Raw genomic sequence first — 14821 nt, forward strand, 5'->3', positions numbered from 1 at the left:
GGCTGCCGGCCGGGAGTGACCGGCGGCAGGTACGAGAAGCGAGGAGAGCCGCATGTGGCGGGGTCTGATCGAGGCGTACCGGGACCGGCTGCCGGTCACCGACGCCACGCCGGTCGTCACGCTGCACGAGGGGAACACGCCGTTGTTGCCCGCGCCGGTGCTCTCCGCCCGGCTCGGCTGTGACGTCTACCTCAAGGTGGAGGGCGCGAACCCGACCGGGTCGTTCAAGGACCGGGGCATGACGATGGCCGTCTCCAAGTCGGTCGAGGCGGGCAACAAGGCGATCATCTGCGCCTCCACCGGTAACACCAGCGCCTCCGCCGCCGCGTACGCGGCCCGCGCGGGGGTGACCTGTGCGGTGCTGGTGCCGCAGGGCAAGATCGCCCTCGGCAAGCTGGCCCAGGCCCTGGTGCACGGCGCGAAGCTGCTCCAGGTCAACGGGAACTTCGACGACTGCCTGGCGCTGGCCGCCAAGCTCGCCCAGGACTACCCGGTGGCGCTGGTCAACTCGGTCAACATCGACCGGTTGCACGGTCAGAAGACGGCGGCGTTCGAGATCGTGGAGGCGCTGGGCGACGCGCCGGACATCCACTGCCTGCCGGTCGGCAACGCCGGCAACATCTCGGCCTACTGGATGGGCTACGTCGAGGACAGCGACGCCGGCAACGCCACCCGTACCCCGAAGATGTACGGCTTCCAGGCCGCCGGTGCCGCGCCGATCGTGACCGGGCAGGTGGTGCCCGAGCCGTCCACGATCGCCACCGCCATCCGGATCGGTAACCCGGCGAGCTGGACGAAGGCGCTGGACGCCCGCGCGGCCAGCGGCGGGCTGATCGAGGCGGTCACCGACCGGGAGATCCTGACCGCGTACCGGTTGCTCGCCCGGGAGGTCGGCGTCTTCGTGGAGCTGGGCAGCGCGGCCAGCGTGGCGGGTCTGTTGCAGCAGGCCGCCGCCGGTCGGGTGCCGGCCGGATCCACCGTGGTCTGCACGGTCACCGGGCACGGCCTGAAGGACCCGGAGTGGGCCATCACCACGGCTCCCGCGCCGGTGACCATCGCCAACGACCCGCTGGCCGCGGCCCGCTCGCTCGACCTGGTCTGAGGCGGCGACCCCGTTCCACCCACGTGGCCGGGCGGTCAGCCCCGGGGTGCGACCGCGCCGGCAACGGTCCGGATGACCAGGCCGAGGGCCTCGTGCCGGGAGACCTCGTGGGAGGCCAGGTAGCTCCAGCCGCCGTACAACTGGGACCACAGCACCGACTGCAACCACGGCGCGGGTAGCGCCGGGTCGATGCTGCCGTCGGCGTGTCCTCGCGCGATCATGGCGTAGAAGTCGTCGTCGCAGACCTCGGTGCCCCAGACCGGGTCCTCGACGAGCGCCGGCTCGGCGAAGACGAGCGAGAGCAGGTCACCCAGGTCGAAGTACTCGGCGCAGAGGCGGAGCAGCGCCTCGGCGCCGGTGCCGTCGGCGAGGCGGGCGCGTCCGGTGGCCTCGTTGAGCCGTCTCGCACCTTCGGCGGCGACGGCGGCCAGCAGGTCGGACCGTTCGGCGAAGTAGCGGTGCAGGGTGGTCCGACCGACCTGGGCGGCGGTGGCGATCTCGCCCAGGCTGGCGGCCTGGTTGTGCCCGAGCACCTCGATCGCGGCCTGCAGGATGGCCTGCCGGGTCCGTGCCCGGCTGCCGCTCTCGTCGGTGGTCACCACGCCGGAAAGGCTACCAACGTACGAGTCCGGAATATTGCTTGCCCGTAGTGGAACAGTAGTGTTCCATTGCCGCGTGACTGCAACCGCCGTACCCACCTCGACCGAACCCGAGCCGACCGCTCAGCGGGGCCGCACCGGGCTGCTGCTGGCCTACCTCCGGCCGCACTGGCCGGCGATGCTGATCGGGCTGCTGCTCGGCCTGGTCGCCAACGCGGCCGGGCTGGCCACCCCGCTGGTGACCAAATGGGTGCTGGACACCCTCGGCGCCGGTGACTCGCTGGCCCGACCGGTCACCGTGCTGCTGGTGCTCGTGGTGGTCGGTGCCGCCATCTCGCTGTGGCAGTGGATCCTGATGGGCCGCATCGCCGAGCAGGTGGTGCTCGACGCCCGCACCGGGGTGATCCGCCGCTACCTCGCCGCCCGGATCGACCAGCTGACCCACCGCTCTGGCGGCGAACTCGTCACCCGCGCCACCTCCGATCCCGCGCTGCTGCACGAGGCGTCCGGCAGCCTGGTCGGACTGACCAACGGAGCGCTGGCGCTGGTCGGGACGCTGGTGCTGATGGGCACGCTCGACCTGGTGCTGCTGGGTGCCACCATGGTCGCGGTGGTCGTGGTGGCGGTGCTGATGGGACTGCTGCTGCCGTCCATCGGACGTGCCCAGGAGGCGGCCCAGGAATCGGTCGGGCGGCTCGGTGGCACCCTGGAAGGTTCGCTGCGCGCCATCCGGACGGTCAAGGCCAGCCGCGCCGAGCAGCGCCAGACGGCGGCGCTCACCACGGACGCCCGCGACGCCGCCCGGCACGGACTCCACGCCGCCCGGCGCAGCGCCCTGGTGTGGACCATCTCCTGGACCGGCATCCAGCTCGCGATCATCGTCATCCTCGGCGTCGGCGCGGCGCGGGCCGAACGTGGCCTGATCGAGGTGTCCACCCTGATCGCGTTCCTGCTCTATGCCTTCGGGCTGATGGGGCCGATCAGCGAACTCACCCAGAACCTCACCGCCATGCAGGCCGGGATCGCGGCGGCCGGTCGGCTCCGCGAGATCGAGGCGTTGGAGGCCGAACCCGGCTCGTCGCCGACCGCCACCACGCCCGCCGAGCCGGAGCCCGTCCCGCCGGGCGGCGCCGCCGGGCGTCGCGACCTCGTCGGGCCGGTGCTGACACTCCGCGGCGTCACCGTCCGGTACGCCCCCTCGGCGCCACCCGCCGTGCGGGACATCGACCTGGATATTCCCCGTGTCGGCCACACCGCGCTGGTCGGGCCCTCCGGGGCCGGCAAGACCACGCTGTTCTCCCTGCTGCTGCGCTTCCTCGAACCGGAGCACGGTGAGGTGCTGCTCGACGGCCGGCGGTACCCGGACCACACCCCGGCGCAGGTCCGTGGCCGACTGGCCTACGTGGAGCAGGAGGCGCCGGTGGTGCCCGGCACCATCGGGGACAACCTGCGCTTCACCCACCCGGACGCCAGCGACGACGAACTGTGGGCCGCGCTACGCGCGGTGAACCTGCACGAGAAGGTGAGCGGGCTGGAGCTCGGGCTGGACACGCCGCTGGCGGCCACCACCGTCTCCGGTGGCGAACGGCAGCGCATCGCGCTGGCGCGGGCGGTGCTGCGTACGCCGGACGTGCTGCTGCTCGACGAGGCCACCTCGCAGGTCGACGGCCTGACCGAGGCGGTGGTGAGCCGGTGCGTCCGGGAACGGGCCCGGGAAGGGGCGGTGGTGACGATCGCGCACCGACTCTCCACCGTGCTCGACGCCGACCAGATCGTGGTGATGGAGCGTGGGCGGATCCGTGCCGTCGGTGACCACGCCACCCTGCTGGGCACCGACGAGCTGTACCGGGACCTGGTGGCGTCGCTGCGGATCGGCACCGCCGAACCGGTGCCCGCCCCGGGCAGCGACGGGCGGACCGGGTCGGGCACACTGCTCGTGCCCTTCGAACGCCTTCCCCAGGAGTGAGCCACGCCGATGTCGCTGCTCGCCAGATTCAGCCTCGCCAACCGAGGGCTGGTAGCCCTCATCGCGGTGGTGACCACGGCGTTCGGTGCGTACGCCGTGCCGTCGCTGAAGCAGCAACTCCTGCCCTCGTTGGAGTTCCCCGCCGCGTTCATCGTGGCGTCCTACCCCGGTGCCGGACCCGAGGTCGTCGAGTCCCAGGTGACCGTGCCGATCGAGAACAGTCTGCGGGGCATTCCCGCGCTGGACAGCGTCACCTCCACATCCAGCGAGGGACTGAGCACCATCCAGGTGCAGTACGAGTTCGGTACCGACCTGGACGACGTGGTCAACAAGATGCAGACCGCGCTGAACCGCACCCGGCTGCCCGACGAGGTCGAGCCGCAGGTGATCGCGGGCAGCACGGACGACCTGCCGGCCGTGGTGCTGGCCGCCAGCGGCGGCGACGAGCGGGCCCTCGCGGCCAAGCTGCGGGACACGGTGGTGCCCGAACTGGCGGCCATCGAGGGCGTACGCGGCGTCGAGCTGACCGGCGTACGCGACGACCTCGTGGTCATCTCCCCGGACCCGGCCAAGCTGTCCCGGGCCAAGGTGCAGCCGACCGCGATCGGCACCGCGTTGCAGGCCAACGGGGTCACGGTGCCCGCCGGAGCGGTCCTGGACGGCAACCGGGCGCTGCCGGTGCAGGTGGGCTCGCCACTGACCACCCTGGACGACCTGCGGGCCGTCATCGTCGCGCCGCCGAAGGGCAAGACCGGTCCGGTCCGCCTGGGCGACGTCGCCACCGTCTCCGAGCAGCTCGCCCCGGCCACCGCGATCACCCGTACCAACGGTCGGGAGAGCCTGGGGATCGCGGTCACCGCGGACCCGGACGGCAACGCGGTGCAGATCTCGCACGCGGTCGCCGACCGGCTCGACGGCCTGCGGGCCGCCACCGGCGCCGAACTGACCGTCGTGCTCGACCAGGCCCCGTTCGTGGAGAAGTCGATCAAGACGCTGAGTACCGAGGGTCTGCTGGGCCTGATCATGGCCGTGGTGGTCATCCTGGTGTTCCTGCTGTCGATCCGCTCCACCGTGGTCACCGCGGTCTCCATCCCGCTGTCGGTGGTGGTCGCGCTGCTCGCCCTCTGGATCGGCGACTACTCGCTCAACCTGCTCACCCTCGGCGCGTTGACGGTCGCCGTCGGCCGGGTGGTGGACGACTCGATCGTGGTGCTGGAGAACATCAAGCGCCACCTGACGTACGGCGGGCCGAAACGGGAGGCGATCCTCACCGCCGTTCGCGAGGTGGCCGGTGCGGTCACCGCCTCCACGCTGACCACGGTCGCGGTCTTCGCCCCGATCGCCCTGGTCGGCGGCTTCGTCGGTCAGCTCTTCGCCCCGTTCGCGATCACGACCACGGTGGCGCTGCTGGCCTCGTTGCTGGTCTCGCTGACGGTGGTGCCGGTGCTCGCGTACTGGTTCCTGAAGCCGGTCACCGGCGCCGACGGGGCAGCCGTGCGCCGCGCCGCCGAGGAGCGGGAACTGCGCAGCCCGTTGCAGCGGGCGTACCTGCCGGTGATCCGGTTCGCCACCGGCCGGCGGGTGTTCCGCCTGGCCACCCTGGCGGCCGGTCTGCTGGTGCTGCTCGGCACGTTCGGCCTGTCCCGGCAACTGGAGACCAACTTCCTGGACGACTCCGGCCAGGACACCTTGAACATCCGGCAGGAGTTGCCGGTGGGTACCGGGCTGGCCGGCACCGACGCGGCGGCCCGCCGGGTCGAGGCGGTGCTGGCGGAGACCCCGGGAGTGCGGTCGTACCAGGTAACCGCCGGAGGTGGCGACTCGCCCTGGGCCGGTGGCGCCGGCAACAACGTGGCCAGCTACGCGCTGCTGCTCGGCGAGGAGACCGACGCCAAGGAGATGCGCGGCATCCTGCGGGACCGCATCGGGGCGCTCGGCGCCGAGGCCGGCGAGATCACCTTCCCGGCCGGTCAGGGCGGCGCGTCCGCCAACGAGTTGGCCGTGGTGGTGCGCGCCGCCGACCCCGAGGCGCTGACCCGGGCCGCCGAGCAGGCCGAGGCGGTGTTGACCCGCCTCGGGGGCGTCGAAGACGTCTCGTCCACCCGCACCGAGCAGGTGCCGCGGGTGGAGGTGACCGTCGACCGGACGGCCGCCAGCCGGGCCGGGTTCACCGAGGCCGCGGTCGGTCAGCTGGTCGCGCAGGCGTTCCGGGGTACGCCGCTGGGCCAGGTGAGCCTCGACGAGGGTGCGCGCGACGTGGTGCTGCGGCTGTCCGCGCCGCCGCCGACGACCGTGACGGAGCTGCGCGAGATGCGGCTCGGCGCGGTGAAGCTGGACGACATCGCCGAGGTCACCGAGACCACCGGACCGCAGCAGGTGCGGCGGATCGACGGTGAGCGCAGCGTCTCGGTGACCGGCACGGTCACCGGCTCCGACCTGGGTGCGATCAGCGCCGAGCTGCAACGCGAACTCGACGCGATCGACGTACCCGGAGCGACCCTGACCATCGGCGGCGTCAGCGCCGAGCAGCGGGACACCTTCGCAGACCTCGGCCTGGCCGTGCTGGCGGCGATCGCGATCGTGTTCCTGATCATGATGGCGACCTTCCGCAGCGTCGTGCAGGCGCTGATCCTGCTGGTCTCGATCCCGTTCGCGGCCACCGGCGCGGTCGTCCTGCTGCTGGCCACCGGCACCGCGTTGAGCGTGCCGGCGCTGATCGGCGTACTCATGCTCGTCGGCATCGTGGTGACCAACGCGATCGTGCTGCTGGACCTGGTCAACCAGTACCGGGCCCAGGGGATGGACGTACGGGAAGCGGTGGTCGAGGGCGGACGCCATCGGCTCCGCCCGATCCTGATGACCGCCATCGCGACCATCTTCGCGTTGACGCCGATGGCCTTCGGGCTCACCGGCGAGGGCGGGTTCATCTCCCGGCCGTTGGCGATCGTGGTGATCGGCGGCCTGCTCAGCTCCACCCTGCTCACGCTGATCCTGGTGCCCACCCTGTACGCCATGGTGGAGGACACCAAGGCGTCGGTGCGGGCCCGGCGTCGGGGCCGGTCCGGCCCGACGCCCGAGGACGAGCCGCGCGACGCCGACCCGGGCGACGCGAGCGGGGCCGAGCCGGCCGGACGGGAGGCGGCTGCGGCCGAGTCGCCCGCCGAGGAGCGCAAACCGGAGAGCCGGCCCGTGCCTGCGGCCCCCTCCGGCGCGCTGATAGAGAGCACCGACCAGTTCGAGGTGCTCCGGCTGCCGAAGAGCCGCAACTCGCCCTTCCCGCCCACCGACTGAGTGTAAGGAGGGGGCCCCTGCTAACGCCTGGTGTATAGCAGGGGACCCCTCCTTACACCCGAAGGGTGTCCGCGCCCCGACTCACCCTGGGAGGGGGGCCGGGTAGGGTCCGCCTCGTGGCGTCCACCGTCGGGGTCATCACCCGCAACCGGAACTTCCGCAGTCTCTTCCTGGCCCAACTGGTGGTTTTCGGCGCCGACTGGTTCGTCATGGTGCCGTTGCTGGTCCTGTTGCCGCAGCTCACCGGCAGCGGGGTGTGGGGTGCGCTGGTGTTGGCCGTGGACACCGGCATCGTGGCGTTGCTGCTGCCGTACACCGGCACCATCGCCGACCGGTTCGACCGCCGCAAGATCATGATCGCCGCGAACGTGGCCGCGCTCGTCGGCGTCCTGCTCCTGCTCGGCGTACGCGACGCCGGCACGGCCTGGCTGGCGATGCTCGGCATCGGCGTGGTCGCGGTGGCCAAGGCGTTCTACTCCCCGGCCGCCCAGGCGGCCCTGCCGAACGTGCTCGACCCCGAGGAGTTGGCCGCCGGCAACGCGGTGGCCGGGTCGGCCTGGGGCACGATGACCGTCGTCGGTGCCTCCCTCGGCGGGGTCCTCAGCGCCGCTGCCGGACCGTACGTCTGCTTCTGGGTCGCCGCGATCGCCCTGGTGCTCGCCGCCGTGCTGGCCACCCGGATCCGCCGCCCCCTCCAGGCGCCACGCGAACGGGACGAGGCCCCGCCGCAGACCTGGGCGGCGATTCGCGAGGCGCTGGGCTACATCGCGCACCGCCCCCGGGTGCTGGCCCTGGTGACGGTGAAGTCGGCGGTGGGCCTCGGCAACGGCGTGCTGACCGTCTTCCCACTGCTGGCCGGGGTGTACGGGGTCGGCGCGCTCGGCACCGGCCTGCTGTTCGCCGTACGCGGCGCGGGCGCGCTGGTCGGCCCGATCCTGATGCGTCGGGTGCTGACCAACCGGGCCTGGCTGCTGCCCGGACTGGCACTGTCCATGTCGGCGTACGGGCTGGCCTATCTGGGCACCTCGGTGGTGCCCTGGTTCCCGCTGGTGCTGGTGCTGGTGTTCGTGGCGCACTTCGCCGGTGGCAGCAACTGGGTGATGTCGAACTTCGCGTTGCAGGGCGAGGTGCCGGACCGGTTGCGCGGCCGGGTGTTCGCCACCGACATGATGCTGGCGACCCAGGCGATCTCGGTCAGCCAGCTTGCGGTCGCCGCCGTGGTGGACGTGGTGGACGAACGGATCGTGCTGGCCAGTTGCGGCCTGGTCACCCTGACCTACGCGGTCGGCTGGCGGATCGCCACCCGGCGGCTCTCGCTGACCACGCCGGCCGCCGCGCCCGAACAGAGCGCCGTGCCGTAGCGGCACGCCGTCGCCGCCGACGTGTCCAGGGTACGGGAAGCCGGGTGTACCCGGGCGAATAGCATGGTCGCGTGCCGACCTCCTTCGCTGCCGGCCCGGTCCGGGTCCGGGTCCCTGCCACCAGTGCGAACCTGGGTCCCGGCTTCGACGCACTGGGCCTCGCCCTCGCGCTCTACGACGACGTCGCCGCCGAGGTGACGGCGGGAGGCGTGGCCGTATCGGTGGCCGGTGAGGGTGCCGACGACCTGCCGGCCGACGACGGGCACCTGGTGGTCCGCGCGATGCGGGCGACTTTTGACGAGCTCGGCGGGCAGCCGTCCGGGCTGGCGTTGGAGTGCGTCAATCGGATCCCCCAGGCGCGTGGGCTCGGTTCTTCCTCGGCCGCGATCGTGGCCGGCGTGCTCCTGGCCCGGGCGCTGGTGGTCGACGGGGAGCAGCGGCTCGACGACGACGCGGCGCTGCGGCTGGCAGCCCGGATCGAGGGGCATCCGGACAATGTCGCGCCCTGCCTGCTCGGCGGGTTCACGCTGGCCTGGACGGAGGCCTCCGGTGCGCGGGCGGTGTCGTTGCCGGTGGCCGAGGGCGTACGCCCGACGGTGCTGGTGCCGACCGAGCGGGGATTGACCGCGTCCGCGCGGGCGGCGCTGCCCGCGACCGTGCCGCACGGTGACGCCGCGCTCAACGCCGGGCGGGCGGCGCTGCTGGTGCACGCGTTGACCACCGAGCCGGATCTGTTGCTGCCGGCCACCGTCGACCGGCTGCACCAGGACTATCGGGCACCGTCGATGCCGGGTACGGCCGCGGTGGTGGACGCGTTGCGTGCGGCGGGTGTGGCGGCCGTGGTCAGTGGGGCCGGCCCGACTGTGCTCGCCCTGTCTGAGCTGCCGGAAGGCTTCGACGCGGGAACAGAATGGCAGATTCTGCGGTTGCCGATAGACGTGCCCGGCGCACAGGTCGAGCGGGGTAGACTCGGACACGCGGAGCGGGACCCTGTTGCCGCAGGTCGGAAGAGTTGATTACGCTCTAGACTTAGCACAGCCGCGAAGCATGCGATCTCCTGCGGGTCGGCGCACCCCCGAAGCTTTCGGCGGTAAGCCCGTCACCCCTGCCTAGGCCCACGCCGCACCGCAGTCTTCACTGGTCGCCGCAGACGGCGAAACCCGCTCACCGGCTTCCTGGTGGGTCGGGCGACCGACCGGCTGCTGTGTCACAGACTCCCGCGAAGCGTCATGCGAGGCGGGTGCACCGAGGCCGCCCGGCCACCTGTTAGTCGATTCCGGGCAGTCCCGGCCTATCGAGGGAAGGAATCCATTGAGCGACACCACCGACGTGACGTCGGATGTTTCCAACGTCGCTGGCGATGCCACTACCGCTGCTCCTGCCCGGCGTCGGCGCAGCGGCACCGGCCTGTCGGCGATGCTGCTGCCGGAGCTGCAGAGCCTGGCCGCGTCGCTCGGCATCTCGGGTACGGCTCGCATGCGCAAGGGCGAGCTGATCAGCGCGATCTCCGAGCGCCAGGGCAGCGCCGCCGGGGCCCCTCGACCACGGGCCGAGGTCGCGGCGGCCGCCGCACCGGTCCGCGAGGAGGTCCACGCGGAGGTCCGGGAGGCGGGTGAGCGGCCGGAGGCCGAGCGCCGCGCCGAGCAACCGGCGGCGAGCGTCGAGACCGAGGGCCGCAGCCGGACCCGGCGCAGTCGGGCTGTCGCGGCGGAGCCCCGGGCCGAGGAGGCCGCCGCCGAGACCGGCGAGCGGACCGAGGGCCGGGCCGGCCGCGAGCGTGGCGCCGACCGCGCCGAACGTGCGGAGCGGGGCGACCGCACCGAGCGGAGTGACCGCACCGAGCGTGCGGAGCGCAGCACCGACCGTGCCGAGAAGGCCGACCGTGCCGAGCGTGCGGAGCGTGGCGACCGCGCCGACCGGGGCGAACGCACCGAGCGGGGCGACCGGGGCGACCGCGGGCAGCGGGCCGATCGGGACAACGACGGTGACGACGACGAGGGCGGCGGTCGGCGCAGCCGGCGCAGCCGGTTCCGGGACCGTCGACGCGGTCGTGGCGACCGTGGCGAGGGCGGCGGCGACAGCGGCGGCCGCGAGCCGCAGGTCGGTGAGGACGACGTGCTCGTCCCGGTGGCCGGCATCGTCGACGTGCTCGACAACTACGCCTTCGTCCGGACCACCGGTTACCTGGCCGGCGCGAACGACGTGTACGTGTCGATGTCCCAGATCAAGAAGTACGGGCTGCGGCGCGGTGACGCGATCACCGGCGCGGTGCGTGCGGCGCGCGACGGCGAGCAGCGGCGGGACAAGTACAACCCGCTGGTCCGGCTGGACACCATCAACGGGATGGAGCCGGACGAGGCCAAGCGCCGGCCGGAGTTCTACAAGCTCACCCCGCTGTACCCGCAGGAGCGGCTGCGGCTGGAGACCGAGCCGCACATCCTCACCACCCGGGTGATCGACCTGGTCATGCCGATCGGCAAGGGCCAGCGAGCGCTGATCGTCTCGCCGCCGAAGGCGGGTAAGACGATGGTGCTCCAGGCGATCGCGAACGCGATCACGCACAACAACCCGGAGTGCCACCTGATGGTGGTGCTGGTGGACGAGCGGCCCGAAGAGGTCACCGACATGCAGCGTTCGGTGAAGGGCGAGGTCATCGCGGCCACGTTCGACCGTCCGCCGCAGGACCACACCACCGTCGCCGAGCTGGCGATCGAGCGGGCCAAGCGCCTGGTCGAGCTGGGCCACGACGTGGTCGTACTGCTCGACTCGGTGACCCGGCTCGGCCGGTCGTACAACCTGGCGGCGCCGGCCAGCGGCCGGATCATGTCAGGTGGTATCGACTCCACCGCGCTGTACCCGCCGAAGCGGTTCCTCGGCGCGGCCCGCAACATCGAGAACGGCGGCTCGCTGACCATCCTCGCCACCGCTCTGGTGGAGACCGGTTCGATGGCGGACACGGTCATCTTCGAGGAGTTCAAGGGCACCGGTAACGCGGAGCTGAAGCTGGACCGGAAGATCGCCGACAAGCGGACCTTCCCGGCCATCGACATCCACCCGTCCGGTACGCGCAAGGAGGAGATCCTGCTCGCGCCGGAGGAGCTGGCCATCGTGCACAAGCTCCGCAAGGTGCTGCACTCGCTGGACTCGCAGGCGGCGCTCGACCTGCTGCTGGACCGGCTCAAGCAGTCCCGCACCAACATCGAGTTCCTGATGCAGATCGCCAAGTCGACGCCGGGGGAGTGACCTCCACCGGGTGAGACCTTGTCGAAGGGGCGCGGCCGATCCGGTCGTGCCCCTTGCTTCAACCGACGCGAATGCGCGAGCCCGTGCGGGGAATGCGGAGAACGGGTCCGGCGTTGACCTGGCCGACCAGCCGGTACGGCCCGCTTCGCGGGTCGGCCCGGGCCCATGGCAAACTGGTCAATCGGCCACCGGTTCCGGTTCACGCCCCGATCGCGCGCATTGGCGCGCGAGGGCGACCCGGCGACCACGACGAGAGGACCGAGGCGAGATGAAGTCCAACATCCACCCGGAGTACGTGACCACGAACGTCACCTGCTCCTGCGGCAACACCTTCAGCACCCGCAGCACCGCGAAGGGTGGCTCGATCCACGTCGAGACGTGCAGCGCCTGCCACCCGTTCTACACGGGCAAGCAGCGTGTTCTGGACACCGCGGGCCGGGTCGCGAAGTTCCAGCAGAAGTACGCCAAGGTTCAGGCCAAGAAGGCCAAGTAGCTCCTGGTCCGACGCCCGCGTCCGGTTTCGCCCGGACGCGGGCGTCGTCCGTCTGTCGTCCGGTCTCCCCGCCGTCCAAGGAGCGATCCGCAGTATGAGCAGCGAGCGCCTGACCGCCCTCCTCGACGAGTACGCCGAGCTGGAGAAGCGCCTGGCCGACCCCGCCATCCACGCCGACCAGGGCACCGCCCGTCGGGTCGGCCGCCGGTACGCCGAACTCGTGCCGCTGCACAAGGCCGCCGGTGAGCTGGAGCAGGCCCGAGCCGACCTGGCCGCGGCACGGGAGTTGGCCGCCGAGGACGCGTCGTTCGCGGCCGAGGCGGAGACGATCGCGTCGACGCTGCCGGCGCTGGAGGAACGCCTGGCCGAGCTGCTCATCCCGCGCGACCCGCACGACGCCAAGGACGTCATCGTCGAGATCAAGGCCGGGGAGGGCGGCGAGGAGTCCGCGTTGTTCGCCGGTGACCTGCTGCGGATGTACACCCGGTACGCGGAGCGGCGGGGCTGGCTCACCGAGGTGATCGACGCGCAGGACTCCGACCTCGGTGGGGTCAAGGACGTCTCGCTGGCGATCAAGACCAAGGGTGTGCCCGACGGGGGCAATGGCGTCTGGTCCCGGCTCAAGTGGGAGGGCGGCGTGCACCGGGTGCAGCGGGTGCCGGTGACCGAGTCGCAGGGGCGCATCCACACCAGCGCGGCCGGCGTACTGGTGCTGCCGGAGGCCGAGGAGGTCGACGTCACCATCGACCCGAACGAGTTGCGGATCGACGTGTTCCGGTCGTCCGGGCCCGGCGGCCAGTCGGTCAACACCACCGACTCGGCGGTGCGGATCACCCACCTGCCGACCGGCATCGTGGTCTCCTGCCAGAACGAGAAGTCCCAGTTGCAGAACCGGGAGCAGGCCCTGCGGATCCTGCGTGCCCGGCTGCTCGCCGCCGCCCAGGAGCAGGCCGACGCCGCCGCCTCGGACGCCCGCAAGGCACAGGTCCGCACGGTGGACCGCTCGGAGCGGATCCGCACCTACAACTTCCCGCAGAACCGGATCACCGACCACCGGATCGGGTACACGGCGTACAACCTGGATCTGGCGTTGGCCGGCGATCTGGACGGTGTGCTCGACGCGCTCGGCGAGGCGGACCGCGCCGCCCGCCTGGCCGGCGACCCGGAGTTGACTCGCCGCTGACGCTGCTCAGGCGGTACGCGGTCGGGCCTTGGCCCGCAGCATCTCCCGGTCGGCGGCCTCGAAGGCGGCGCCGAGCGCGTCCCGTTGCCTGGGCCCGGCGGCGCCCACCTCGGCGAAGCCGATGCTGACGCCGACCGGAGTGCCGGGCACCAGCGACTCCCAGTCCTCGGTCCGGATCGCGGCGTTGATCCGACGCGCCACCTCGGCGGCCTCGGACATCCCGGCGCCGGCCAGCACCACCACGAACTCGTCGCCGCCGTAGCGGGCCACGAAGTCGCCCCGGCGCATCACCCGGTTGATCACCCCGGCGACCCGCTGGAGGACCAGGTCGCCCGAGTGGTGCCCGTGCCGGGTGTTGACCGCCTTGAAGCCGTCCAGGTCGCAGACGCCGATCACCACCCGCTCGCCCCGGGCGATCACCGAGGCGATGTAACGCTCCAGCCGTCGCCGGTTCGGTAGGCCGGTCAGCGGGTCGGTCAGCGCCTCGCCCTCGAACCGCGCCGCCTCGCGGCGCATCTCCTCGTGGTCGATCCGGGCGGCGATGCCGTCGATGTAGACGTCGCGGAGGCGGTCGTGCCGCTGGGCGGCGAGCCGGAAGGCCAGCCGGTCGGCGCGGTGCGCGGCCGCGTGGTCACCGGCGCGGGCCAGCGCGATGCTGCGCAGGCGCGCCGGTTCGGCCGCGCCGAGCGTCTCGGCGGATACCTGGACGGCGTCCAGCCGGGTGACCGCCTCGATCGGCCGGCCGGCCGCGACGGCCAGGCACGCCTGCCCGAGCTGGCGCATGTCGCGGGCCCGGGCGCTGTCCGCGCCGTGGCCGAGCAACCGCGCCGGATCGGCACCTGCGGGCGAGTCGATCGCGTCGCCGAGAGCGGACCGGCGGGCCGCCGCGTAGCCGTACGCGGCCAGGCTGCTCGGCCGTAGCCGGTCGGCGCGACCGGCGGCGACGAACCGGTCGAGGTCGGTGGCGACGTCCCGCAGGACCCGCAGGCAGCCGTCGCTGTCGCCGGTGTGGTCCAGGGCGACCGCGTTACGCAGCCGGATTCCGGGAGCGGCGAAGGTCTCCTGCGGGATGCCGGCGGTGGTGCCGAGCTGACGGGCCCGTTCGATCGCGCCGAGCGCGTAGCCGTGGAAGCTGAGGTACGAGTACGCCATCGCCAGGTCGTGCCAGCCCCAGGCGGTGTCGCGATCGGGGTCGTCCACCGCGCCCAGGGCCCGTGCCGCCTTCACCAGGTGCGTCACGCAGCGGTCCAGCGCGCCCTGATGGTGGGCGGCCAGTGCGGCCAGCGCGTTGAGGTGCCCGTGCAGGTAGGGCTCGGCGAGGTCGCGTACGGCTGCGGACGCCTCCTCGATGGCCCGGGTGTACTCCGCCGTACGACCGAGATTGATCAACGCGGAGAGCCGCTGGACGAGCGCGTCGGCGCGGGCCCGGGGGTCGGCGGTGCTGCGCAGCACCCGATCCAGCAACGCGTACGCCTCGGTCGAGCGGCTCACCTCCTGCAACGCCCGCGCCTTCGTCAGGGCGTCAACCTGGTCATCGACCCGGTCGAGCCAGCCCACCCGCGAACCTCCCGTCGGTGTGTCGC

Annotated in this window: 10 protein-coding genes; 8 read left to right on the forward strand and 2 right to left on the reverse strand. The window is 72.4% G+C overall.

Features of this window, described 5'->3' with window-relative positions:
* Window positions 1-52 precede the first annotated feature (52 nt).
* A complete protein-coding gene (thrC, locus tag ID554_RS20655) occupies window positions 53-1102 on the forward strand; it encodes a threonine synthase (RefSeq protein WP_117225995.1) in 1050 nt (349 codons plus the stop codon).
* A 35-nt stretch (window positions 1103-1137) separates the two neighbouring features.
* Here thrC and ID554_RS20660 read toward each other — a convergent pair whose 3' ends face one another.
* Window positions 1138-1704: a TetR/AcrR family transcriptional regulator gene (locus ID554_RS20660; protein WP_223884165.1), complete on the reverse strand. Its 567-nt coding sequence runs from the start codon at window positions 1702-1704 to the stop codon at window positions 1138-1140.
* 73 nt (window positions 1705-1777) lie between these two features.
* Here ID554_RS20660 and ID554_RS20665 point away from each other — a divergent pair, with 73 nt between their 5' ends.
* From ID554_RS20665 to prfA, 7 genes are all read left to right on the forward strand, one after another.
* A complete protein-coding gene (locus ID554_RS20665; RefSeq protein ID WP_223884166.1) occupies window positions 1778-3667 on the forward strand; it encodes an ABC transporter ATP-binding protein in 1890 nt (629 codons plus the stop codon).
* Between the two features lie 9 nt (window positions 3668-3676).
* Window positions 3677-6958 carry an efflux RND transporter permease subunit gene (locus ID554_RS20670; RefSeq protein WP_117225994.1) on the forward strand — a complete coding sequence of 1094 codons (3282 nt, stop codon included), beginning with the start codon at window positions 3677-3679 and terminating at the stop codon, window positions 6956-6958.
* 116 nt (window positions 6959-7074) lie between these two features.
* Window positions 7075-8319, forward strand: coding sequence for an MFS transporter (locus tag ID554_RS20675; protein ID WP_117225993.1), 1245 nt, complete (start codon window positions 7075-7077; stop codon window positions 8317-8319).
* A 71-nt stretch (window positions 8320-8390) separates the two neighbouring features.
* Entirely contained in the window at window positions 8391-9335 is a 945-nt protein-coding gene (gene thrB / locus ID554_RS20680; protein WP_117225992.1) for a homoserine kinase, read from the forward strand.
* Window positions 9336-9630: 295 nt separating this feature from the next.
* A complete protein-coding gene (rho, locus tag ID554_RS20685; protein ID WP_117225991.1) occupies window positions 9631-11562 on the forward strand; it encodes a transcription termination factor Rho in 1932 nt (643 codons plus the stop codon).
* A gap of 268 nt (window positions 11563-11830) precedes the next feature.
* On the forward strand, window positions 11831-12055 hold the full coding sequence (rpmE, locus tag ID554_RS20690) for a 50S ribosomal protein L31 (protein WP_117225989.1): 225 nt from the start codon (window positions 11831-11833) through the stop codon (window positions 12053-12055).
* Window positions 12056-12149: 94 nt separating this feature from the next.
* Window positions 12150-13238, forward strand: a complete 1089-nt coding sequence (prfA, locus tag ID554_RS20695; protein WP_117225988.1) for a peptide chain release factor 1 — start codon at window positions 12150-12152, stop codon at window positions 13236-13238.
* A 6-nt stretch (window positions 13239-13244) separates the two neighbouring features.
* On the opposite strand, the gene ID554_RS20700 is transcribed toward prfA, so the two are convergent.
* Window positions 13245-14795: a GGDEF domain-containing protein gene (locus ID554_RS20700; protein ID WP_117225987.1), complete on the reverse strand. Its 1551-nt coding sequence runs from the start codon at window positions 14793-14795 to the stop codon at window positions 13245-13247.
* Window positions 14796-14821 lie beyond the last annotated feature (26 nt).

This window comes from Micromonospora craniellae (assembly GCF_014764405.1).
Classification (GTDB): Bacteria; Actinomycetota; Actinomycetes; order Mycobacteriales; family Micromonosporaceae; genus Micromonospora; species Micromonospora craniellae.

Excerpts from the sequence above, each read along its gene's own strand:
- thrC (WP_117225995.1), top strand. The coding sequence starts at position 53 with ATGTGGCGGGGTCTGATCGAGGCGTACCGGGACCGGCTGCCGGTCACC.
- rpmE (WP_117225989.1), top strand. The coding sequence starts at position 11,831 with ATGAAGTCCAACATCCACCCGGAGTACGTGACCACGAACGTCACCTGC.
- prfA (WP_117225988.1), top strand. The coding sequence starts at position 12,150 with ATGAGCAGCGAGCGCCTGACCGCCCTCCTCGACGAGTACGCCGAGCTG.
- ID554_RS20670 (WP_117225994.1), top strand. The coding sequence starts at position 3,677 with ATGTCGCTGCTCGCCAGATTCAGCCTCGCCAACCGAGGGCTGGTAGCC.